General features: G+C 68.6%; 19 protein-coding genes and 3 pseudogenes. 13 read left to right on the plus strand and 9 right to left on the minus strand.

Translation table 11 applies throughout. The features are described from left to right. The first annotated feature begins 198 nt into the window (after positions 1 to 198). Positions 199 to 504 carry a hypothetical protein gene (locus tag DL519_RS06355; protein ID WP_190813287.1) on the plus strand — a complete coding sequence of 102 codons (306 nt, stop codon included), beginning with the start codon at positions 199 to 201 and terminating at the stop codon, positions 502 to 504. A gap of 540 nt (positions 505 to 1,044) precedes the next feature. On the opposite strand, the gene DL519_RS06360 is transcribed toward DL519_RS06355, so the two are convergent. Continuing rightward, the gene (locus DL519_RS06360; RefSeq protein WP_190813288.1) at positions 1,045 to 2,322 is read right to left on the minus strand and encodes a hypothetical protein; all 1,278 of its coding nucleotides are present in this window, start codon (positions 2,320 to 2,322) and stop codon (positions 1,045 to 1,047) included. A 685-nt stretch (positions 2,323 to 3,007) separates the two neighbouring features. Here DL519_RS06360 and DL519_RS06365 point away from each other — a divergent pair. After that, positions 3,008 to 3,238, plus strand: coding sequence for a hypothetical protein (locus DL519_RS06365; protein WP_190813289.1), 231 nt, complete (start codon positions 3,008 to 3,010; stop codon positions 3,236 to 3,238). Positions 3,239 to 4,297: 1,059 nt separating this feature from the next. Further along, positions 4,298 to 5,659 (plus strand): wax ester/triacylglycerol synthase family O-acyltransferase, encoded by a 1,362-nt coding sequence (locus DL519_RS06370; protein WP_190813290.1) that lies wholly within the window; start codon positions 4,298 to 4,300, stop codon positions 5,657 to 5,659. A gap of 62 nt (positions 5,660 to 5,721) precedes the next feature. Here the strand turns inward: DL519_RS06370 and DL519_RS06375 are convergent. Further along, positions 5,722 to 5,922, minus strand: a pseudogene (locus tag DL519_RS06375) (transposase); the annotation flags it as partial. A gap of 321 nt (positions 5,923 to 6,243) precedes the next feature. Then, positions 6,244 to 6,873, minus strand: a complete 630-nt coding sequence (locus DL519_RS06380) for a response regulator transcription factor (RefSeq protein ID WP_190813291.1) — start codon at positions 6,871 to 6,873, stop codon at positions 6,244 to 6,246. A gap of 941 nt (positions 6,874 to 7,814) precedes the next feature. Here DL519_RS06380 and DL519_RS06385 point away from each other — a divergent pair. The 6 genes and pseudogenes from DL519_RS06385 to DL519_RS06400 form a co-directional block, all read left to right on the plus strand. Then, positions 7,815 to 8,069 (plus strand): hypothetical protein, encoded by a 255-nt coding sequence (locus DL519_RS06385; protein WP_190813292.1) that lies wholly within the window; start codon positions 7,815 to 7,817, stop codon positions 8,067 to 8,069. Further along, the gene (locus tag DL519_RS49720; RefSeq protein WP_397545039.1) at positions 8,053 to 8,235 is read left to right on the plus strand and encodes a hypothetical protein; all 183 of its coding nucleotides are present in this window, start codon (positions 8,053 to 8,055) and stop codon (positions 8,233 to 8,235) included. Before DL519_RS06385 ends, DL519_RS49720 begins: the two co-directional genes overlap by 17 nt. Next, a pseudogene (locus DL519_RS49725) lies at positions 8,150 to 8,533 on the plus strand (FAD-dependent oxidoreductase); the annotation flags it as partial. The gene DL519_RS49720 and the pseudogene DL519_RS49725, both read left to right, overlap by 86 nt. Positions 8,534 to 8,619: 86 nt before the next feature. Further along, complete coding sequence (locus DL519_RS45795; protein WP_223838508.1) at positions 8,620 to 8,904, plus strand: oxidoreductase C-terminal domain-containing protein; 285 nt, start codon at positions 8,620 to 8,622, stop codon at positions 8,902 to 8,904. Between the two features lie 108 nt (positions 8,905 to 9,012). Then, positions 9,013 to 10,296, plus strand: coding sequence for a cytochrome P450 (locus tag DL519_RS06395; RefSeq protein WP_190813293.1), 1,284 nt, complete (start codon positions 9,013 to 9,015; stop codon positions 10,294 to 10,296). Positions 10,297 to 10,648: 352 nt separating this feature from the next. Beyond that, a pseudogene (locus DL519_RS06400) lies at positions 10,649 to 11,449 on the plus strand (LLM class flavin-dependent oxidoreductase); the annotation flags it as partial. A 15-nt stretch (positions 11,450 to 11,464) separates the two neighbouring features. On the opposite strand, the gene DL519_RS06405 reads toward DL519_RS06400, so the two are convergent. Together DL519_RS06405 and DL519_RS06410 are read right to left on the minus strand one after the other, a co-directional pair. Next, positions 11,465 to 11,986 (minus strand): DinB family protein, encoded by a 522-nt coding sequence (locus tag DL519_RS06405; RefSeq protein ID WP_190813294.1) that lies wholly within the window; start codon positions 11,984 to 11,986, stop codon positions 11,465 to 11,467. 68 nt (positions 11,987 to 12,054) lie between these two features. Beyond that, positions 12,055 to 12,801 carry a DUF427 domain-containing protein gene (locus DL519_RS06410; protein ID WP_190813295.1) on the minus strand — a complete coding sequence of 249 codons (747 nt, stop codon included), beginning with the start codon at positions 12,799 to 12,801 and terminating at the stop codon, positions 12,055 to 12,057. A gap of 314 nt (positions 12,802 to 13,115) precedes the next feature. Here DL519_RS06410 and DL519_RS06415 point away from each other — a divergent pair, with 314 nt between their 5' ends. After that, positions 13,116 to 14,126, plus strand: coding sequence for a DivIVA domain-containing protein (locus DL519_RS06415; protein ID WP_190813296.1), 1,011 nt, complete (start codon positions 13,116 to 13,118; stop codon positions 14,124 to 14,126). 17 nt (positions 14,127 to 14,143) lie between these two features. Here the strand turns inward: DL519_RS06415 and DL519_RS06420 are convergent, their stop codons facing one another. Genes DL519_RS06420 through DL519_RS06430 form a run of 3 tightly spaced genes read right to left on the minus strand, consistent with a single transcriptional unit; the run spans position 14,144 to position 16,784 of the window. Further along, positions 14,144 to 14,806 carry a methionine ABC transporter permease gene (locus tag DL519_RS06420; RefSeq protein ID WP_190813297.1) on the minus strand — a complete coding sequence of 221 codons (663 nt, stop codon included), beginning with the start codon at positions 14,804 to 14,806 and terminating at the stop codon, positions 14,144 to 14,146. After that, entirely contained in the window at positions 14,803 to 15,837 is a 1,035-nt protein-coding gene (locus DL519_RS06425) for a methionine ABC transporter ATP-binding protein (protein ID WP_190813298.1), read from the minus strand. The genes DL519_RS06420 and DL519_RS06425 overlap by 4 nt, the downstream gene beginning before the upstream one ends. Further along, positions 15,834 to 16,784: a MetQ/NlpA family ABC transporter substrate-binding protein gene (locus DL519_RS06430; protein WP_190813299.1), complete on the minus strand. Its 951-nt coding sequence runs from the start codon at positions 16,782 to 16,784 to the stop codon at positions 15,834 to 15,836. The genes DL519_RS06425 and DL519_RS06430 overlap by 4 nt, the downstream gene beginning before the upstream one ends. Positions 16,785 to 16,957: 173 nt before the next feature. On the opposite strand from DL519_RS06430, the gene hrpB reads away from it, so the two are divergent. The 3 genes from hrpB to DL519_RS06445 all read left to right on the plus strand — a co-directional run bounded on the left by hrpB (position 16,958) and on the right by DL519_RS06445 (position 21,127). Further along, a complete protein-coding gene (hrpB, locus tag DL519_RS06435) occupies positions 16,958 to 19,810 on the plus strand; it encodes an ATP-dependent helicase HrpB (protein WP_190813300.1) in 2,853 nt (950 codons plus the stop codon). 94 nt (positions 19,811 to 19,904) lie between these two features. Further along, on the plus strand, positions 19,905 to 20,465 hold the full coding sequence (locus DL519_RS06440; RefSeq protein WP_190813301.1) for a ferritin: 561 nt from the start codon (positions 19,905 to 19,907) through the stop codon (positions 20,463 to 20,465). A 200-nt stretch (positions 20,466 to 20,665) separates the two neighbouring features. Continuing rightward, the gene (locus tag DL519_RS06445) at positions 20,666 to 21,127 is read left to right on the plus strand and encodes an STAS domain-containing protein (protein WP_190813302.1); all 462 of its coding nucleotides are present in this window, start codon (positions 20,666 to 20,668) and stop codon (positions 21,125 to 21,127) included. Here the strand turns inward: DL519_RS06445 and DL519_RS06450 are convergent. Then, the gene (locus DL519_RS06450) at positions 21,116 to 21,988 is read right to left on the minus strand and encodes a class II glutamine amidotransferase (protein ID WP_223838510.1); all 873 of its coding nucleotides are present in this window, start codon (positions 21,986 to 21,988) and stop codon (positions 21,116 to 21,118) included. The two genes, DL519_RS06445 and DL519_RS06450, sit on opposite strands and share 12 nt — an antisense overlap.

Raw genomic sequence — 21,988 nt, forward strand, 5'->3', positions numbered from 1 at the left:
CGCGCATCAATGTTGTTGCAACACCGCGCCTGAAGGAGGCTGTTGTGGCAGCGAGTCCAAGACCCCAACAACTCGGCGTGGGGCGTTTCGTCGTATCCAGGCGTAACATCGTGCTGTTCGTCTGGTCCGGTTCGGGCCAGTTCGATGCCGTGCGGGGCTGACCATGTCGCATGAGGCTGCCCTAGGGAGGAGCGAATCATGGCTACCAAGCAGCGGAAACCAGCGGGCGCGGAGATGACGCCATCAGATGCTGGCGGGACGACGGTGAACCTTCCCGGTGTGACGGCGGAGTTCCACCGCCCCGATCACTACATTCCGACCCGCGATGATCTTACTGGTGCGGCGGAGACGGTTCGGGGCTATCTGCCGTCCGGTCAGATGATGGCCTTCTATGGTGGTCTGGGAGTGCTGGCTGCGTTGTCGATGATCGAGTGGCCGGTGGCGGCGGCGATCGGTGTGGGGGTTGCGGTCGCACAGCGTGCCGGCGGTACGGCCTCGGAGTAGTCCGGTCGCCGAATGGTCCCGGTGCGAATGAGCCGCTGGTGCGTCGATGGCGCTCAGATCAGGTGGACTTGTGCACGCGGTTTCACTGCGTGCGCCAGGCGCAGTTTATGCAGGTCACAGCCCCTCCGGTGGTCGTCGCCGGCAGGGGCTGTGTTGCGTATGAGGTCCCACGACGGTGACATGACTGTGGCATCCGCGGCGGTGTGAACATCGCCTGACGTTGGTGTGGTGGCCGTCTTTCAGGCGAGGACGTGATCGCGGGTATCCTGCGACCGTCCAGGCGGGCGCATGACCTGCCGTTTTGTCAGCGGTGAGTATCGCTTCGATGAGTTGCCAGAGCAGGTTGACGATGAGCTGACCAGTTGCTGTGCCACTGGGAGGGGCTTGCTCGTCGTTGTGTTCTTGTTGTCTGTGCGATTCATGCGGATCTGTTGGTCGCTCGCATTGTATTCTCCGAGTTCGTAGCCGATGAGTGAACAACCGGGGACTACCGCATCGCCGGTCTCGCAGGCTGATCAGAGACCGCCCACGCCGTAGCAGTCACTCGTCAGTTGAGGTCCACATGTCACTGTCCACTGTGGTAGTTAGCTCGTTAGGGCTTGCGGTCGTTGTTGTGGGACGGGCTTGTGAGGCGACTCGCCGCGCGGCTAGCCAGCCGATAACCAGGGCACTGGCGGCGGCGAGATTGACTGGGCTGATCGCGAGTCCCAGTGTGAGACGCCGCCAGAGCAGACCGCCGGTAGGGCCGGTGAGCAGTAGGAGTCCGGCGACTGCGGCGCTTGCTTTGGCCAACCTCGTGGCGGAGATCTCGGTGTGCCGGGCTTCGGGAAGCGCGGTCAAAATCCGCCACACGCCGGGCAATCCGTTGCTGGCGAGCAGGTCCGCGTCCCAGGCGACCAAGCCGTCGTCGTGTGCGATGGCGAGCGCGATGTCGCTGTTCGCCAGTCCCTGGACCACATCCGATGGGGCCTTCGCACCGGAGTTGTGCGCGGTCGGGCAGGCGATAGCGAGCACCACGTGGTGGTCGTCCTGAAGGTGGTGCACCGTTTCGGCCAGAGAGTGGCTGGTGGCCTCATCGATCAGTGCCGCCAGTTCCGGACGGCCCGGGTCTCCCGCCAGCACCACCCGCAGGTTCGCCTGGTGCGCAGCGCGCAGCACAGCGTCAGCGAGCGGATCGAGTTCCCAGCTGACCAACACCCGGCCCGCTGTCGTCCCGTCGATTGTCGCCGTGACCCAGTCCGTCTCCGCAAGATCGGGCAGGCGGGACAGTCGCATCCGCGCCTTTGAGGAGGAGCCCGACGATTCGACAGGCGACAGCACGGCGCTCGCCGCCTGCCACAGCCGTTGCCGGCTCCATCCATCGGCGGTGGGCTGGACATCCCACACGACGCGACGTTTTCCAGATAGGGCGCTCGGATGCAGCACCACGGTGTCGACCGTGGCCAGCAACCGCATCCGCTCAGGGGCGCGCACCAGCACACCCTCCTGGGCCAGACACCGGCCCAGCTCTGCTTGGAACGCGCTCGGCCCGAATCGGGCCGCCCGGGGCGAGCTTGCCGACACCGTCTGGGCTGCCACGCTGATGTTGGGCGCCACCGCCCAGCTGGCCGCAGCCGCGAGCAGTCCGGCGTTGACTATCGTTCTGCTGTAGATCTCCGATGCCGACTCTCGCGATGGCCGTTGCCGCCGTGGTGGTGCCGGAGCACTGCCCCGCGATGGGGCACAGAGCTCATCGTGCATGGCGTGAAAAGCAGCCACCCGATTCGCCGCCTCGGCCAACTGATTCGCCCGCAACACCGTATCCAACAGCAGTGTCACGGGCTCCTGACCGAGGCCGTTCACTGCGGCATGGACGGTGGCTCTCAGGATCTCCGAACCACGCCGCCCCGCTGCTCGACGCAGCGTTCTGCGCGCCACCGGATGCTCTCGCAGCAGCACGTTTGCGGCTTTGACCCAGCGGGGTAGCGGCGGTAGCAGAAGCATCCGACCTACCACCGCGGTGGTCACTCCAACGGTGTTGAGCGCGACTGTCATGGCGGCGATCCGGACATCACTGAGATCTCCCGGGTGTGCCGGCCGGGTGCCGTCTTGCTCCCGCATGGTCAAGCCGCTTTGTTTCGCAGCTGCGGCGATGGTGTCAACGGCCTGGTCCGTGGCCGCGTCGTCGACGCACTGAACTACCAGGCGTTGCAAGCCAGGGTTCCAGTACGCCAAGCGCACATTCGAATGGCCGGCAAGTTTTTGTGCTATCGCCTCAACTTCGCGCTTCGGTACCTCCCCACCGTCCGTGCCGCGTGTGGCGAGGGGAACGTGCACCCACCCGTCCCGGTGCCAAACTGCTGGGTGTGTGCGTGGCACGGTCGCGTCACGCACGACGTCTCTCGCTCGAGCTGCCGGTGCCGCTGCGCCTGACGCGGATTTCACGGCCCCTCCGGCCGCTTGAACCGCGGTTCCAAGTTGATCAGCTACTGCTAGCGAAGTGCCGATCACGACACCGACACCGGTGACAGAAAGACTTGCCACTGAACGCAGGATCATTGATGTCACCCCCTCTGGTCGGCCGGGCTCGGCGAAGGTCACCAGGAGTCAGGTACGACTCGACGCCGCCGCCGTGTTCGAAGGACGCCAGCTTGTCGAGCACGAAGGTGAGTACCTCCGCATGAGCGGTGAACTGCACCCGGCGGGTTTTCCGCTCAGACTCGCCGCCGCTGCCGAGGTTTTCGGCGGCCAGTGAGGGCGCATCCATACGGACCGCGACGCGGGAGATGCCGCGCCGGTTGTCGAGGTTCCCCCTTTTCGGTGACGTACTCCCCGAGCGTCGACAGCGGCGTCGGCTCGCCCGTCGGCGAGGTGTACGACCGCGTGGTGTAGCCCACCATGGCCTACGTCGCCAGCGCGGTTAGCGAAGTGAGCCGACGGTCGGGACATCTCGGCCCAGCAGGGCGCCGATGATCGTGCTCTTGCCCCGCTTGGCCTCGCCCACCACCCAACCGCAGTTATCTCACACCGACATGACCGCCGCGAGCCGGGAACAGCGCGGTTCATCAGGGCTGGCCACCGCGCCCACGAAGCCACCTCCGCAACACTTCGGCGGTCACGGAGGTCAACGATGCGCGCAGCGGTGTGCGTCCCGTGCCATGACACGTCGTCGAGTGCGGCACTCGTGTGCGGAACGGGGATCCGGGCGAGCGGCTGCCAGGAGGTCGAGTCGGCCGCCTGCCGGCACAGCGCGACCTGCCGCCCGGGGTGGCAGCGATCAGTATGGACGCTCTGTGCGACACGCTGGAACGACGAACCTGCGCAGGCGCGGTCCCCGAAGGCCTGCGGCCGTCGGCGAAGATCAACGGCTCATTGACAGCGCCCATCCGCCGTGGAAATCGCCGTGATCGAAGCCGCCATCAACGGGCCACAGTCCTGCAGTCCGTCCAGGGTCCATGTCGAGCGAGACTAGCCACGGGAAGTGCGAGCTCGTCAGGCCACGATCTTGCGGAGCACCGAGGAGACCAGCGCGAGATCGTGTAGGGCTACCGCATGACGGCTGCGTCAGCATCGGGGATGTACGACGAGATCGCCCTGGCTACAACGACGACTGCGGGATGAGCCTCTGTCGGCCAACACGGGAGTTTCACAACGAGGTTGCTCGCGACCACTTTCCGACACACCCATCTGAGTGACGATCCCAGGATCATGTGCGGACTCCCACGAAAGTGTCCTCCGGTAGCGGGCTCAGAGCAGCAACGAGCACTGTTTGACAGGTCGCAACGGCAGAAACGATCACGGTGTGGGGTAGGGAATGGCGAGGCAGACTATCAGCGCGTTGGACATGGTGTTCCTGTGCCTGGAGCGGGAGCTCACGCCTATGCACCTTGGCGGCGTCGCGGTCTTCGGACCTGGTCGGCCGGTCGAGGGAGCACGGCTGGTAGAGCTGATCGCCGACCGGGCCTCACGTCAACCTCGCCTGCGGCTGCGCGTCAACAAATCATGGCTGGTACCCGGCCACGCCCACTGGGAACCCCAGCCCGGCTTCGACGCGGAAAACCACGTAGTCGCGCACCACCTGCCCTACCCGGGCGGGGAGTCCGAGTTGGAAACGCTGGTCTCCGAACTCATGAGTTCTCCGCTGGATGTTTCCCGACCGCTGTGGGAAGTCCACGTGATCACGGGTCTAGAGGGCGGCCGCTTTGCTGTGTTCGTCAAGCTCCACCACGCGCTGGCCGATGGCGCGAGTGCCGTCGAGCTCGGCCTCGGCCTGCTGGACGGCTTCACCCCGGAGGACACCCCGCCCGAGCACACGAGCCCGCCGAGTAACCTCGGCTCCGCTGCCTCAATGCTGAGCAACCCGGGGAAAGCGCGCCAGATGTTCGACGAGACTCTCTCTGCCGCATGCGACTTCCTGCAGGTGTTGCGTCGGCCTGAGACGGTCGAGATCGCCACGTCCGTGCTCGGCCACCTTCGGCCGGCCCACCGCTCACCCTTGGCGGCGCCGCACACCGTCGCCAAGCGCGTCGACATGCTCACCTTGCCCCGAGCAGATCTTCGCCGCATCAAGCGTCGCTACGGCGGCACCACGAACGATATCGTGCTCACCGTTGTCACAGGAGCGCTGCGGCAGTGGCTGGCCAGCCGGGGACACCCGGTCGATGAGCTCGACCTGCGCGCGCTCATTCCCGCCCAACACCGCCAGGCCAACGACTCGGGCAACAACCAGCTCTCCGCCTACCTCTGCGACCTACCCGTCCATGAGCCCGACCCTTCCGCCAGGCTCGCACTGATCCAAAGCTCCATGCGCCGCAACAAGTCCAACGGGCCCACCTGCGGCGCCGGTGCACTGCCCGTGCTGGCCTCCCAACTGCCACCGCTGCTGCAGCAGTTCCTCACTCCGATCGCCGCACACGCCGCCCACCTGCTATTCGACACCGTGATCACCAACGTGCCCCTGCCCGACATGGAGGTCTCCCTGGACGGCGCCCGCCTGCACCAGCTCTACCCCCTGGTGCCGCTGCCAGCCGGGCACGCGCTGTCCATCGCCGCCTGTCCCTACCGTGACAACGTCCACATCGGGCTCCTTGCCAACCGAACAGCACTGCCCGACATCGAAAAGCTCCACCACGCACTGCCACACGCCCTCGCCGAACTCGACGACCTCGCGCAATGACCAGTCAGGCCCTACCCCCAGCCCGATCCACGCGCCTAGTTCAACACGCTGCGTAAGCCGGCCGGGTGAGCGTTCTCGTCGGCCCGGACGGCCACGGCGTAGTCCATGCCACGAGTGGTCAGGCCGTGCCGGAACGCGGCGGTCTGGCCATAACCGGCATCAGCGACCACGCTAGGCGGTGCCAGTGCCTGCTCGGTCAGTTCATCGAGGATCTCCAGAGCCAGCCGCCACTTTTCGACATGCCCGATCTCCTCTGGTATTCCGCGGTGCGAGCCCGGCGCGGATCTTCCCGATCATCCCGCAACAACGCCGCCTGGCTTGACTTTGGGGGTTTTTGTGGGTGGCGACAGCACCACTGGATCAAGCCTCGGGCTCGGATGACATAGTGGTGGGTTATGCGTTGCATCGGCTCGAAGCCGCTGCCGTTGGTGTAGGAGACGCGAACTGCGCTCTGTCGGCTCCTGAACGTTGACGTCAAGGACAGGGTGATTTCGGGTGCCGTCAGGACGCCCCTGACCCGCATTCCTGGGCACCCGCCTCGTGGTTCGGGAGGGGCCGGTTGCGGGGCATCGGGCGGTGCGGGTTCAGATGAGCCCCGAGCGAATCGCCAAGGAAACGGCGTGTACGCGGTTGCGCAGCCCGTAACGCGCCATGACCTGGTAGAGGATGTTCTTGATGGTGCGTTCGGAATAGGCCAGTTTCTGTGCGATCTCCTTGAGATCGAAGCCCTCGGCGATCAGCTGGAGGACGTCGACCTCACGGGTGGTGAGTCCGCACATGGTCAGGTCGAGGGGAGCGAGCACGTCGCGTTGGACGCGCTGGTGTTCGTCCAAAAGCGTGCCTTGTAGTGATGGAGGGAGGACTCCGCCGCCGTTGCTGACTGCGTGGATGGTGTGCAGGAAGGATGTGTGGGAGAAGCGGGCGCGCCAGAGTATGGCGCGGACGCCGTGCTGCACAGCGGTGGAGATGTAGGGTCGCCAGTCGCCGTCCACGATGAGCAGGAAGTGCTTGGCGGCTCCGGAGGACAAACTGCGCAAAGTCTCCATTATGTATGAGCCAGTGGTTTCCTGGACAAGAACGACGACGTCGGCGTCGGCCGTTTCGGTCAGCGAGAGTCGCCGGTCCTGGTTTATGCAGCTGGCCAGGCCGACACGGGTGAGGTCGTCCGTGTCGTGGAGGGCCACGCGAACTGTCGCCACGGCCGCGTCGTGCACGATGCATACCTCCTTGTGGCGGTATGAGCCAGCAGCCGATTAGGCGCGGTTGTGTATTTCCGCAGGCGAAGGTAAGGAGTCCGCCGATACCCGCAGCGTGTGGGCGCAATCCGCCGGGCTCGCTGTGCTGGTCGGCGGCCCGGTCGGACTGTCGCGGGCCGGTATGTGTCAGGTCGTGCTCTGCTGAGGTTCCCGTTGGCCGCGCTTCGGCCGACTTTCAGTCCCGGGTCCGGCAAGCCGTGTAACCGCCGCGCTCCGCTTGTCGAAACGAGTATCCCGGCTGCTCCACTATGCCGCCCGGCATCCGCACGCCCATGAGCACTCGGGTTCATGGGCGTTGCTCTGGTCGAGTTGGGCGATCGGCCCCTGTGACCGCCTGCATCGTCGAGTCTTTGTCAGAAATGACGCCGGAGTCAAGGGGAATGGGCAATGGACACGCGAAGTTGGCGCTGTGGCAACCGGTACCGTCCCTGTGCGACAGCTGCGACAGATCGGGCCTTCCCAGTTCGCGGCCTTGGAGGCCCGGCGTCCGCAGCGGATGTACTAGCGCTAGAACTGTGCCCTCGTCGTGTAGGCCGGGCTCATCGCTGGGGGTGCAGCCCACTTGGACTGTGGCCACGCTGTGGTAGAGGGAGGTAACCGGCCGGCGACCAAACGTTCCCCCGTAGTTTCTTGCCTGCCCGGCCGACAACCCTGAGTATGCGTTACACGCATGACGCTGAAATGGCTTCAACCGCGAGCGCATGTGTTGGTTATGGTGTGAAGATGACTGTGGTCAAGGCTCGGCGGCTTTCCCCTGCGTCGCAAGAGGATCTGCGGCGGAGGATGGTTTCCGCTGTGGAGTCCGGATTGAGTCAGGTCGAGGTGGCAGAGGCGTTCGGTGTTGGTTGCGATCGGTGTCGCGGTGGGTGAATGGGTTCCGCTGTAACGGGAATCGGGCCTTGGCGGCACGGAAACGTGGTCGGCGTGCTGGTGAGCAGAAGGCGCTGAATGCGCGGCAGCAGGCGCGGGTGCGGCGGGCGGTGCTGGGCAAGTATCCGGACCAGTTGGCGTTGCCGGGGCTGGTGTGGACGCGCGGGCAGGTCGGCGTGCTGGTGAAACGCTGGTTCGGGATCGGCCTGTCGCGGGTCACGATCGGGAAGTACCTGCGGTCGTGGGGGTCTGTCCCCGCAGAAGCCTATCCGGGAGGCCTATGAGAAGAACCCGGACAAGATCGCCGAATGGCTGGATCAGCGGTATCCGACGATCGCCGCGGCGCAGTGGCCGCATCGTGATCGTGGGTGCGTCGCTGGCGGGACTGGCCGCTGCGGCAACGCTGCGTCGGGAGGGTTTCACCGGCTCGCTGACCATGATCGGCGATGAGCCGTATCCGCCCTATGACCGTCCACCGCTGTCGAAACAGGTGCTGGGCGGGTGGGTTGCGCCGGATCACACCGGGCTGCCCCGCAGCGACGAACGGGCCGAGGCCGCTCTCGACGGGGTGTTCGTGCTGCGCACTCGCGACGACGCCGCCGATCTGCAGCAGCGGTTGGCCGGGCGGCCCCGGCGAGTGCTGGTCATCGGCGCGGGGTTCACCGGTTGCGAGGTCGCCTCGGCATGCCGGGGGAGAGACCTGCCGGTGACGATGATCGAACGCGGACCGACACCCCTGGGCGGCGCCCTGGGTGGGGTGATCGGCGCGGTGGCCCCCGACCTGCACCGCGAGCACGGCGTCGACCCTGCGCTGCGCTACCAGCGTCGCCTCCGGTGTTCTGGTCGGCGCAGTTCGGCACCAACATCAAGTCCGTGGGTGTGCCGACCTTCGCCGATCAGGTCGTCATCGCCCAGGGCTCGGTGGCCGAGCGCCGGTTCGTGGCCGCCTACGGTTACCAGGGGCGCATCACCGCCGCGGTCGCGTTCAACCACGGCAGGTGGCTGGAGCTTTACCAGAGCTTGATCGAGGCCGCCGCACCGTTCCCGCCCGAGTTCCACCCAGCCGACCAGCAGCCCGTACCGGCCCAGCTGCCCGACAGAGAGATCCGCGACCGGTAGGCCACCGTGGTGGTGACCGGCCACGATCCCAGCGAGCGCCGCGCGCAGCTGATCCACCACTGACCTGCCCGCCGGCATGTGTCGGTGGCGGTGACGAGAGGAATGGTCATGGCGCAGCCCAGTATCTTCGAGCAGATCCTTGACCCCGCCAACCGGGCCGACCCCTACCCGCTGTTCGCGGAGTTGCGGAGAACCCCCGTGGCGCGGCAGGCCAACGGCAGTTACGTGGTCAGCACCTACGACGAGATCGTCGCGCTGCTGCACGACCCACGGGCCAGCTCCGATCCCCGCAGCCACCCTGAGCTGGCTGGCGGCCTACCCGTACCGGAGGAGGGACTGCCTGGACTGCCGCTGCCCTTCATCCAACTCGAGCCTCCCGATCACGACCGGCTGCGCGAGCTGGCCACCCGCCCGTTCGGGCCACCGTGCACTCGCGCCCGCATCGACGGGATGCGGCCCTGGCTGGCCGAGGTCGCCACGGGGCTGATCGACGACTTCGCCGGCGGGAACCGCGTCGACGTCGTCGACGGCGTCGCCTATCCCTTGCCGGTGACCGCGATCTGCCGGCTGCTCGGCGTCCTCCGTGAGGACCAGCCGCGCTTCCACCACTGGGCCGCCGCGATCACCGCGTCCGCTGATCCGTCCACGGGCGCGTTCGCCGAGCGCCAGCGCAGGCAGGCCCAGGTGAACGCGGAACTGGGGCAGTACCTCGACGGGCTCGCCGAGGCCCACGCCCACCAACCTGGCCACGACCTCATCTCCGGGCTGCTCACCGACACCGGCGCCCACACGCCGATGTCCCGCGGGGACGTGCTCAGTACCGCCGCTCTGCTGCTGGTCGCCGGCCACGAGACCACCGTCAACCTCATCGCCAACGGCATGCTCACCCTGCTGCGCCACCCCGGTGTGCTCGACCGGCTGCGGCACGAACCCGATCTGATCACCCCGTTGGTCGAGGAGTTGCTGCGCTACGAACCCCCGGTGCAGATGCTGACCGGTCGCAGCGCGCTGGCCGACATCGACATCGCCGGGCCCACCATCCCCCAGGGCTCCCCGCTGACGCTGATGCTGGCCGCCGGAAATCGCGACCCCCACCGCTTCGCCGACCCGGACCGCTTCGCCCCAGACCGCACCGACAATCAGCACCTCGGCTTCGGCGGCGGCATCCACTACTGCTTCGGCGCCCCGCTGGCCCGGGTCGAGGAACAGGTGGCCTTGCCTGAACTGGCCCGCCGGTTGGTCAACCCCCGGCTGGTCACCGACCCGCCTCCCTACCGGCCCAATCAGGTGCTGCGCGGCCCCCGCCATCTCCTCGTCGAATTCGACACCCTCGCCACGGCAACCGATGAAGAGCGCGCCGACGCGTCGCGCGAACGCGTGATGCGGCGGTGAACGGACGCGCCGCGGTGGCTCGATCGCTGTGATAGCCGGACTGTCCACACCAAACGACGAGCCCATCGGTGAGCGAGACCGCGACACCCATCGACCTCGGCACGAACGGCGTGCGCTACGTCGAAGGGGACCTGCCGCCGGAGGCGGCGGCCGAGGTCGAGCGCCTGGACTACACGGCGGGCCGCCTGCATTCGTATTTGCGCGTCGAGTGGCCCCCTTCTCTACCATCGGTCATGGCTATGTCCACCAGCCCGCGAGCCCGGGTTGCGTGGCCGGGGCGGGGAGTGCGCAGCGCTCGATCGCCTGCTGGACCGGGCCCGGGGCCGGTCATCCATGAAGCGCGTGGACCCAGGAGCAGGTGCTGGGCACGATGCCGCAGCTGAGCCCGATCGAGACGATGACCTTCGCGGCGGCCTGCACCGACCGGCTGCGGCTGGGCTGCGCGGTGCTGGTGACCACCCTGCACAACCCGGTGCACCTCGCGAAGAGCCTGAGCACGCTGGACCAGATGTCCCGGGGACGTCTCGAAATCGGCGTCGGCACGGGCGGCAAGGGCCGGATATTCGCCGCGTTCGGCGTCGAACCGGAGCGCTTCGTCGGCCGCTTCACCGAGGGCCTGGAGCTGATGAAGCAGCTGTGGACCCGGACCCGGGTGACCTTCGACGGTCGCTTCTGGCAGCTCGAAGACGCCGCGATGGAGCCCAAGCCGTTCCAGAAACCGCATCCGTCGATCTGGTTCGGCGGCAGCAGCCCGGCGGCGCTGCGCCGCGCGGTCCGGCACGGCAACGGCTTCTTCGGCGCCGGATCATCGCCCACCGCGCAGTTCGCGGAGCAGGTCCGGACCGCCGTCGCCGCGCTCGCCGAGCAGGAGCGGGACGCGGCCGAATTCCCGATCGCCAAACGCGTCTACGTCGCCGTCGACGAATCGCCCGAGCGAGGGCGGGAGCGGATTAACGCGGCGCTGGAAAGGCTTTACGGCCGCCGCTCCTCGACCATCGAGGCCGCAGCGGTCGCCGGAACACCGGAGGACTGCGCGCGGGCGTTGCGCGAGGTAGAAACCGCAGGCGCGCAGCTGATCCTGCTCAGCTCGATGTTCGACCACGCCGAGCAGACCGAACGCCTGGCGGCGGAGGTCCTGCCGCAGCTGCGGTGATCCGTGTGCCGGTTCTCACGAAGCGGCCCGTACCAGCCGGAGTTGGCCGATCTCGGCGGCGTTCTTCATCAGTTCCGCGTTGACCCATCCGACCATGTGGGCCACGGTCATCTCGGGGTCGTTCTGCCACGGGAACGGCGCGGCGGCATCCAGGTCGGCGTCGGTAAGCTCGTCGAGCACCGCCAGCCAGTCCGCGCGGAGCCCGCGCAGCCAGTCGATCGTCGGCTGCCCGGCACCGGGCCATTCGACCTCGGTCCGGTCGCGCGGCGGTCGGCCTTGCGCGTGGTCGATGGTCATGCTCCACCACCACCCGATGTGCCAGGTAACCCAGCCGATGGTCGGGACCGGGATAGGGGCGGGCTCGGTATCGGCCCAGTCCGGCACCCACGCTACGCCGTCGCCCTGGCGCATCGTCCAACAGCACTTCGCGGGCTCCCAGAGGAAGTCCTGGGGGTTCAGCTGTTCCAGATGCAGTTTGAACAGCGACCAGGTCAGGTTGAACTGCCAGCGCAGCAGTTCGCGACGGGATGCAGGCATGGGTGGATCTTGTCAGCCCGTCCGCGCGGAGTGGAAGCGATTTTCCGAATACCGTCCACAATGGATGATCAGGAGAACGGGGTGCGCGGCTGCTCCTGGAGTTCGCCGTCGATGGTGATCTCCACCCGCTCGTCGTAGAAGCAGGCGAGACCGGCGATCTTCTGGCTCTCCGGGAGCGGCGTGCGGTAGGTCCAGACGATGTCGGCGTGTTCGGTGCCATCGATAATCGCGTTCCAGTACGTCGCGGTTCCCTTGTACGGGCATTGGGTTCGCCGGTTCGACGGCCGCAGCAAGTCCATCCGGACGTCGGTCAGCGGGAGGTAAGAACGCGGCGGCAGCCCGGTCTCGAACAGGACGTGCGGGCGATGCGAGTCGGCCACGACGACGCCGCCGATCCGCACGGTGACGTGCCGCGAGCTGGCCAGTACGTCGACCCGCTTGTACGGGTCGCGGGGGTGGACGTACACGGGCTCGTCCTCCTCGAACCACTCGTCCATCGCGCCCCATTCGAGCCGCACCAGGTCCGGTGCCGCGAAGGAGTCCGGGAACCGGACGGCGGCGCCCTCGGCGACGGTTCCGTCGACCAGCACGTCGTGCACGTCACCGTCTCCGACGCGGTCGATGTGGCGGGTTTCACCGGTCGGGCGCAGCTTCGCCTGGACGTCCTCCGCCGGTAGGTAGTAGGTCGGGTAGTAGGGGTGCTCCCAAACGAGCATCGGACCCCTGGTGTCCGCGACCAGCCGGCCGCGGAGGTAGGCCCGCACCCGCTTGGGCGATCGCTGGATCCTCGGCTGCTCACCGGTGTTGTCGGTCATCGTGCCCTCCGATGTCGTGCGGTACCCCCATCTTGGCTCTCGCGCGCGTGCCGGACCAACAGCCCTAAGTGGATGATCTATCGGGGTGGGACTTGGGCCGTTCGGACGCGCCTGCTGGGCACACTGTCCGAAGTCGGCCGGGCACGCGGCGCAGCGTGGGGCGAACGCCCCATTTCTGGGGTGGTCGGAAGGCTTGATCTCGCGCCTGGCCTTGGGCAAGCTGTTCGCGCAGAACGGGCGGGTCGGGGGCTCAGGCGTGGCACGCCGGGCAAGCGTCCGAGAAGTGGACGCGGCATGCCCTGGAGGCACGAGGAATGCTCACCCCCGACGACGTGCACAACGTTGCGTTCGCCAGGACGTGGCGGCGCAGCCGCGGCTTCGACGAGGCAGAGGTCGACGAGTTCCTCGAACGCGTCGAGGCGACTCTGCGAGGGAAGCGGCTGGTGACCGTACGCGATGTGCTGACCGCCCGGTTCAGCCCGGGCAAACCTGGGCGGGCCTACAAGAAGACCCAGGTAGCTGAGTTCCTGGACCAGATCGCGCTGACCCTGATGAAGCTGGAGGTGCGGGAGTCCGAGCGCCGCGGGCAGCGGGGGAGCGGCACGGCGAGCGAGCGGAAGACTGTGGTCCGGCGCGTCGACCGGGCTGTGGCGGCACCGCGGCCCGAACCGGTGCAGCGGGCCGCCGAGCTCGTGCCACCGGGACGCGTCGAGGTCTTCGACGGCCACGCGACGTCGCAGTCCGCGCTGGACAAGGCCGAGGTCGACGCGTTCATGGACCGCGTCGAAGCCACCCTCCGCGGCGCCGACACCCTCACCGCGCAGGACGTGCTGGGCGTCCGGTTCAACCCTCCCGGGCCGGGCCAACCGGGTTACCAGGAGGCCAGCGTCTTCGCCTTCCTCGTCATGGTCTCCACGATCATCAAGAACATGACACCACGCCAGGGGGACCGTCCGACGCAGCGCATCCCGATCGGCCGCGCCTTCCCGCGACCGGTGGATCCGGAGACGCCCCAGCTCACCTCGGAGGCGATCGGCAGCGTGGTGCTGAGCGGTTCGACAGCGAACAAGCCCGGCTACGACGAGGCCCAGGTCGACGACTTCCTGGACCGTGTCGCAGCGACCCTGCGCGGCACCGACACGTTGACCTCGAAGGATGTGCAGGCCGTCGTCTTCCGCGAGCAGCCCGTAGCCGGCGCCGGCTACGACCAGGCGGAAGTCGAATCGCTGCTGGACCTCATCGCGGACCGCCTGGACAGCGACGCCTCGCCAGCGCCGGTGGGCGTTCGCCCCGGACGGAACCGGGGTGAACGCCCACGCGGTTGATCACGAGCCCAGTGCCATCAGCTGCGCAGTGCCTTGCGGGACAACAAGTTGCCCAGGTACTGGGCCGCCTGCACCAGCACGATGATGATCAGCACCGCGATCGCGGTGATGCCCCACTCGAAGCGCTGGTAGCCGTAGGTGATGGCGAAGTCCCCGAGCCCGCCGCCACCGATCGCGCCCGCGACGGCCGTCATGTCGACGACCGCGACGAACACGAAGGTGTAGCCGAGGATCAGCGGCCCGAGCGCCTCCGGCACCAGCAGGCCGACGATGATCCGCAGTGGGCTCGCACCCATCGCACGGGCCGCTTCGATGACGCCGGGGTCGATGGTCACCAGGTTCTGCTCGACGATCCGGGAGATGCCGAACGTGGCGGCCACGATCAGCGCGAACGTGGCCGCGGTGGTGCCCAGCGTGGTGCCGACGATCTTGACCGTCAGCGGCCCGATCGCCGTCACGAAGATGATGAACGGGATCGGCCTGATGATGTTCACCAGCACGTTCAGCACCAGGAACACGAAGCGGTTGGCGAGGATCCCGCCCTTGCGCGTGGTGTAGAGCAGGATGCCGAGCGCCAGGCCGAGGAACCCGCCGATCAGCATCGTCGCGATGACCATCCAGATGGTCTCGCCGATCGAGGTGAGCAGCACCGGCCCGATCGTCGTCCAGTCGATGTTCACGCGACCAGCTCCTCGACCTCGGTGATCTCGCGGAGCTCGGCGATCAGCGCGTCCACGCCGTCGGCGGCGCCGTTGAGCTCCAGCGTCAGGCGGCCCAGCGGCTCGCCGCCGAGCTCCTTGATGCCGCCGTGGACGATCTCGAACCGCACCCCGTGCCGGCCGAGCGCATTGGACAGCACCGCCCCGATCCGCCGGTCGTCGCGGATGCTCGCGGTCACCAGCCGGCCGTCGTGCCGGGCCCGCAGCCGCGCCAGGTCCTCGCCGTTGGGCCGGTCGTGCAGCACCGTTTCCACGAAACGCCGGGTGATCGCGGTCTTGGGCGCGGAGAACACGTCCACCACGTCGCCCTGCTCGACGATCCGCCCGGCGTCGAGCACCGCGACCCGGTCCGCGATCTCCCGGACCACCTCCATCTCGTGCGTGATGACCACGATGGTCACCCCGAACTCGCTGTTGACCCGCTTGAGCAGCCGCAGCACCTCCCCGGTGGTCTCCGGGTCCAGCGCGCTGGTGGACTCGTCCGCGAGCAGGATCTTCGGGTTGGTCGCCAGCGCCCTGGCGATGCCGACCCGCTGCTTCTGCCCGCCGGAGAGCTGATCGGGGTACTGCCAGGCCTTGTCGGCGATGCCGACGAACCGCAGCAGCTCGGCGACACGCTGCTCGCGCCGCTGCTTGTCCCAGCCCGCGACCTTCAGCGGGTAGACGACGTTGCCGAACACGGTGCGGGAGCGCAGCAGGTTGAACTGCTGGAAGATCATGCCGATGCCGAGCCGGACCTCGCGCAGCCGCCGCTCGGGCAGGCCGGTGATGGCGGTGCCGCCGACGACGACCCGGCCGGTGGTGACCGGCTCCAGCGCGTTGATCAACCGCACCAGGGTGCTCTTGCCCGCGCCGGAGTAGCCGATGATCGCGAACACCTCGCCGGGCTCGATGGCCAAGTCGATGTCCGCCAGCGCGGTGACCGCGCGGTCGCCGGATCCGAAGGTCTTGCCGACGTCGTGGAACTCGATCAGCGGGGAAGCGGTGCTCACTTGGGTGTCCGCACGGTCTTCGCCAGGTCGGCGAGGATGCCTTCGAGCTCGGCCTGCGGGCGGTCGACCAGCACCGACGTGCCCTTCGAGTCGGCCTGGGCCTGCCCGGAGACGCGCTCGTCCCGGTAGATCTCGACGAGCTCGCGGTAGGTCGGGTTGTCCCGGTCCTCGGCGCGGACGACGAACACGTTGATGTAGGGCGCGGCCGACGGGCTGTTCGGGTCGTCGCCGAAGAGTGCCTTGGTGGGGTCGAGCTTGGCGTCGAGGGCGAAGTTGTTGTTGATGATCGCCGCGTCCACCGACGGCAGCGACGCGACGGTCTGCGCGGCGTCGACCGGGGTGACGCTCACCTTCGAAGCCGCGGTGTCGATCTCGGCCGGGGTGGACAGCACGGTCCCGCCGTCCTTGAGCTTGATCAGCCCGGCCTGCTGCAGCACCAGCAGCGCCCGAGCCTGGTTGGTGGGGTCGTTGGGGATCGCCACGGAGCCGCCCTGCGGGATGCCGGCGACGGCGGGGTGCTTCTGCGAGTAGAGGCTCAGCGGCACGACGTAGGTCGAGGCGATCGGGGTCAGGGTGTCCTCGTTGGACGCGTTGTAGTTGGCGAGGAAGAGCAGGTGCTGGAAGAGGTTCACGTCGATCTGCTTCTGCGACAGCGCCGGGTTGGCCTGGTGGTAGTCGCTGAAGTTGACCGTCTCGAGGTCGATGCCCTGAGCCGCGGCGAGTTCCTTATACGTCTTCCAGTAGGGCTTGCTGGCGTCGGTGACGCCGATGCGCACCTTGGTGCGGTCGGCCGCGGTGTCGGTCGAGCGGCCCTGCACCACGACGACTGCGACGACGGCGATCACCACCAGCGCGGCCAGGCCCAGCAGGACGCCGCGCCACTTCTTCTTGGGCTTCTCCGGCAGCCCGAGGTCGTCGTTTTCGGGGGAGTTGTCGTTCTCGGACATGTCGGCCTTTCGCGGTGTCGGCGCGGGGGAATCCGATGCGTGCGCGCCCTTCGGATGCCACGATGCAGCAGCCGCCCGGCAAACGTGACATCGTTTCAAGATCTGGATTTTCCGGGCGGGATTTGCCGTCCCGGCGGGATCCGTGCTAACGCGCGCCGACCTGTCCGGTGGACGTGCCCGGCAGCCACCTGGTCGTCTCCCAGGTGGTCCTCGACGATCCGGCTGAAGGCGCGCGGATGAGCGCGCAGATCGACGCCGCCGGCATTCCCTGGCAGAGGCGCGCCCCGGCGGAGTCCAACCCCTTCTTCGACGGGCTGGAGCCGGTTGAGCCGGGCATGGTGAACCTCGAGCACTGGCGGCCGGATCCGGACCAGCCGCCCCGACCCGGTCCCGGTGGTCCTCCGCCCTTATGCGGGCAGCACGGACGCGGGCGTCGGCCCCTACGTGCACGGTGGGGCGCTCCGAAAGCCCCGACTCCCCGGCGATTTCGCGCGAAATCGCCCTTGCCGGGTGCGGCGCCGATCTTGAACAACGCGATGCCCCGGCGGCGATGCCGAGACGAGCGGGCATCGGGCGTCGGCTGGCCGGGATGGCAGTATGGGGCCGTTATGCTCGACTTCCCGGATCTTCCCGTGCGTTCCGCGCTCGACGACGTCACCCGTGCTCTTTCCGAGCACGGCACGGCGGTGCTGGTGGCTCCGCCGGGCACCGGGAAGACGACGTTGGTCCCGTTGGCGCTTGCCGAGCAGGGCCTGCGCGTCGTGGTCGCCGAGCCGCGGCGGTTGGCGACCCGGGCCGCGGCGGAGCGCATGGCGAGCCTGCTCGGCGAGAAGGTCGGGCAGCGCGTGGGGTACTCGGTTCGGGGCGAGCGCCGTCGTGGCGCGGAAACGGTCGTCGAGGTGGTGACCTCCGGCCTGCTGGTGCGGAGGCTGCAATCCGACCCCGAATTGTCCGGGGTCGACGTGGTGATGCTCGACGAATGCCACGAGCGGCATCTCGACGCGGACCTCCTCCTGTCGTTGCTGCTGGACGCGCGGGACGGTCTGCGGCCGGATCTCCAGGTGCTGGCGACCTCGGCCACGGTGGCGGCCGGCCGGGCGGCGGAACTGCTCGGCGCCGCCCCGGTGCTGGAGGCGCACGCGCGGACGCACCCGGTCCGAACCGCGTACCTGCCGCCGGCGCGAGGCGAGCGGATCGAGTCTTGCGTGGCGCGGGCGGTGCGCACCGCGCTGGCCGAGCAGGACGGCGATGTGCTGGCGTTCCTGCCCGGGGCCGCCGAAATCCGCCGCGTCGCGGGCCAACTCGATAGGTCCGATGTGGACGTTCTGCCGCTGCACGGGCGGCTCAGCCACGCGCAGCAGGATTCGGCGCTGCGGGTGGGGGAGCGGCGCCGGGTGGTGCTGGCGACGGCGGTCGCGGAATCGAGCCTGACCGTGCCCGGGGTGCGCGCCGTCGTGGATTCGGGCCTTTCCCGGGTGTCGAGGGTGGACAACCGGCGCGGCCTGGCCGGGCTGGCCACGGTTCGGGTGTCGGCGGCGGTGGCCGAGCAGCGGGCGGGCCGCGCCGGCCGGCAGGGGCCGGGTGTGGTGTACCGGTGCTGGCCGGAGCACGAGCACAGCACGCTGCCCGCCTACCCAGAACCGGAGATCCGGACGGCGGACCTGACCCGGCTGGCCCTGGAACTGGCGTGCTGGGGAACGCCTGACGGGTCGGCGCTGACGTGGTGGGACGAGCCGCCCGCCGGTGCGCTTGCGGCGGGCCGGGAGGTGCTGCGCGGGCTCGGCGCGTTGGAACCCTCCGGGGCGGTGACCGACCGGGGCCGCCGGATGGCCGAACTGGGCCTGCATCCGCGGCTGGCCCGGGCCTTGCTCGACGGCCGCGAACTGGCGGGTGTGGACATCGCCACCGAGGTCGTCGCCCTCCTCGACAACGATGCCCTGACCAACGAAATCGACGTGACAACCGCACTTTCCCGATTGCGGCGGGGCGCGCCGGGCAGCGATCGGTGGCGCCGCGAGGTCCGTAGGCTGCGTGCGTCGGTGCAGCCGCACCCCGGAACCTCCGATCGCGACAATGCGGCGCTGGTCGTCGCGCTTGCGCAGCCCGAGCGGCTCGCGCGGCGCCGGGGAGCGGACTCGGCGGTGTACCTGATGGCGTCCGGCACGGCGGTGGAGCTGCCCGGCAACTCCGGGTTGCGCGGCTCGGAATGGCTTGTCGTGGCTGTCGCCGACCGGGCCCCTGGCAGCGCTTACGGCACCGTCCGCATGGCCGCACCGGCAGACGAGGAGCTGGCCCGGAGAGCGGCGCCCGCCCTGGTGACCACCGGCGACGAGATCGGCTGGGCCGACGGCGATGTGCGCGCGGTCCGGATCGAGCGGCTCGGCGCGATCGTCCTGAGCCAGCGGCCGATCCGCGACCCGGACCCCACCGAAGTCCGGGAGGCGCTGCTGGCGGGCCTGCGCGCCGAGGGGCCGGAACTGCTGTCCTGGAACGAAGATGCGCGGCGGCTGCGCCAGCGGCTCGGGTTCCTGCACGCCGCGCTCGGCGATCCCTGGCCCGCCACCGACGACGGAGCGCTTCTGTCCGCAGTGGACCATTGGTTGGAGCCCGAGCTCTCGGCGGCCCGGCGGCGGGCCGATCTCCGGATTCCGGCGGGCGTCGCGTTGCGACGGCTGATCCCCTGGTCGGCGGCGGGTCGGCTGGACGAGCTCGCGCCGGATCGGATCGAGGTCCCGTCCGGCTCCCGCATCAAGGTGGACTACCGGGACGACCGCCCCGCACTGCCCGTGAAGCTGCAGGAGGTCTTCGGCTGGCAGGACGTGCCCCGCATCGCCGACGGCCGGGTCCCGGTCGTGCTGCACCTGCTGTCCCCGGCAGGGCGACCGGCGGCGGTCACGGCCGACCTCGGCTCGTTCTGGCGCAACGGGTACCAGCAGGTGCGCGCGGAACTTCGAGGTCGTTACCCGAAGCACCCGTGGCCGGAAGACCCCGCCACCGCGACCCCCACCCGCCGCACCCGGAGGTGAACCTGGTGGCTCGTCGTGCCGGTGATCGCTCGATCGGTTCGAATCGTGGCGGGTGACGGGTAGCCGATCGTGGTGCGTTCTAGCGTTGGCGCCCATGACCAGTCGCGTGAAGAAGATCGACCCCCGTACGTCGCGCACCCAGAACCTCCTGGAAGAACAGGTGGGCAACGAGTTCGGCACCGCGCAGCAGTACCTGGCGATCGCGGTCTGGTTCGACCAGCGGGATCTGCCCCGCCTGGCCACGCACTTCTACCGGCGCTCGTCGAAGAAGCGCGACGACGCGCTGCGGATCGTGCAGTACATGATGGACAGCAACATCGAGGTGGAGGTACCGGCCGTTCCGACGGTGCGCAACGACTTCACCGAGCCGCGGGAGCTCGTCGCGCTCGCCGTCGCGCAGGAGCGGTCGGTGACCGCCGAGGTCGCCGCGTTGACCCGGACGGTTCGTGAGGACGGCGACTACCTGGGCGAGCAGTTCATGCGCTGGTTCCTGGCCGAACAGGTCGATGCGGTCTCGCAGCTGTCGACGCTGCTCGACGTCCTGGACCGGGCCGACGGAAACCTGTTCGAGGTGGAGGACTTCCTCAAGCGCGAGGACATCGGAAGCAGCGCGAACGACGCGCTGGCTCCGCAGGTCGCGGGCGGTTCGAGGTAACCGCATCGGCCGCGGGCGACGGCTCCTGTCACCCGGTCGTGGGGCGTCGCCGGAGGTTCGGCACCCTTCGTGTTGTGATGCGCGCGAAATGTCATCTTCCCTGGTGATCTCGGTGTCGGCCGTAGCGTGGGAGACGGCCTGCCGCGGATTCCCGCGACGTGGCCGACCGCCCGAATCCCGAAGCACAGGGGAGGCTGCACATGTCCTTCGCCGAGTTCGGCCGGACCGAAGTTCCCGCGCCGCGCACCGAACGCAGCGCAGAAGACCTCGCGCTCGAAGCCGAGAAGCTGAGCCTGCGCACCACGCGCCCGGCCCCCGGTGCCGTCGTCATCGAAGCGGCCGGAATCCTGGACATGAACAGCGCGCCGCAATTCGCCGAGGCGGTCCGCGCGCACCTGACGGCCGCCACCCGAACCGCCGTCCTGGACCTCTCCGGCCTGTCCTTCCTGTCCACCGACGGGGTCGTGGTGCTGATGGAAGCCGGGCACCGCGCCCTGATGCGCCAGGCGAACCTGGTGCTGGTCTCCCAGAACCGGATCGTCGACCGCTTGCTGGGGATACTCGACGTCACCGACCGGTTCACGTACGCATCCACTGCGGACGCCGCGATCAACGCCGCCGACGCGACACCCGCCCTGCGCGAGCCGGTGTCACGCCTGTGAGGCTGCGGCGTGCGCATCCAGAAGGGCCAGCTGGTGGTGCGGCGGGTGGTCCACGACGAGCTGCCGCGTGACCGCTAGGGCGTCGTCGACGTGCAGCAGTTCTCCGGGCCGCAGTTCCCGCCACCCCGCGTCCTCGTCCATCCGCTCGCTGGCCACCACCGCCGCCGGGGTCTCGGCCAGCTGACCGCTGCGGACGCGGATGCGCCCGGCGGCGCTGGCTTGGTCCAGGTACCGGTCGCTGTGCGGACCGCCAGCGGCGCGCTCCAGCACGTACAACCCGTGCGTGTCCGGATAGCGCAACGCCCACATCTCGGTCTGCGTGGTGAGGACCAGGTTCAGCGCATAAACCGGGAGCGAGTCGGCGACCCATCGCGCGGCGGCGGCGATCCCGGCACCAACAGCACCGCCGTTCGCGTCGATGTGCTTGGTGATCAGCGCGAAGAAGCGCTCGGAATCGGTGTCCCCCGCGACGAGCTTCCGGTAGTCGCCGAGTTCGTCCTCCAGCACCGGGAGACCGCCGATCACTCCGTTGTGCGCGAACAACCGGCCCTGCTGCTCGAAGGGGTGGGTGTTGCGAGGCTCCACGGCACCGGTGGAGGCGTAGCGGATGTGCGCGATGAACGTGGTCGACTTGCAGTGCTTGGCCTCTTCGGCGAACGCCCGGTCCTCGTATGCGGCCAACGGGCGCTTGTCGACCTCAGGTTCGCCTTCGGTGGTGAACATGCCGAGCCCCGTCCCGTCCGGCTCGCGACGGCTCTGCCGCGCGAGGCTGTCGGGCGCTTCCAACAACCAGAACGTGGCGTGCACCCGCCTCGGAGCGGCGGACAACCCGAACAACCGGCACATCGCAACCCTCCGCAC

Source organism: Saccharopolyspora pogona (assembly GCF_014697215.1).
Taxonomy (GTDB): Bacteria; Actinomycetota; Actinomycetes; order Mycobacteriales; family Pseudonocardiaceae; genus Saccharopolyspora; species Saccharopolyspora hattusasensis.

What these genes read in the sequence shown, in the direction of transcription:
- DL519_RS06430 (WP_190813299.1), bottom strand. Translation starts at nt 16,784, where the DNA reads ATGTCCGAGAACGACAACTCCCCCGAAAACGACGACCTCGGGCTGCCG.
- DL519_RS06415 (WP_190813296.1), top strand. Translation starts at nt 13,116, where the DNA reads ATGCTCACCCCCGACGACGTGCACAACGTTGCGTTCGCCAGGACGTGG.
- DL519_RS06445 (WP_190813302.1), top strand. Translation starts at nt 20,666, where the DNA reads ATGTCCTTCGCCGAGTTCGGCCGGACCGAAGTTCCCGCGCCGCGCACC.
- DL519_RS06370 (WP_190813290.1), top strand. Translation starts at nt 4,298, where the DNA reads ATGGCGAGGCAGACTATCAGCGCGTTGGACATGGTGTTCCTGTGCCTG.
- DL519_RS06355 (WP_190813287.1), top strand. Translation starts at nt 199, where the DNA reads ATGGCTACCAAGCAGCGGAAACCAGCGGGCGCGGAGATGACGCCATCA.
- DL519_RS06410 (WP_190813295.1), bottom strand. Translation starts at nt 12,801, where the DNA reads ATGACCGACAACACCGGTGAGCAGCCGAGGATCCAGCGATCGCCCAAG.
- DL519_RS06405 (WP_190813294.1), bottom strand. Translation starts at nt 11,986, where the DNA reads ATGCCTGCATCCCGTCGCGAACTGCTGCGCTGGCAGTTCAACCTGACC.
- DL519_RS06440 (WP_190813301.1), top strand. Translation starts at nt 19,905, where the DNA reads ATGACCAGTCGCGTGAAGAAGATCGACCCCCGTACGTCGCGCACCCAG.
- DL519_RS06395 (WP_190813293.1), top strand. Translation starts at nt 9,013, where the DNA reads ATGGCGCAGCCCAGTATCTTCGAGCAGATCCTTGACCCCGCCAACCGG.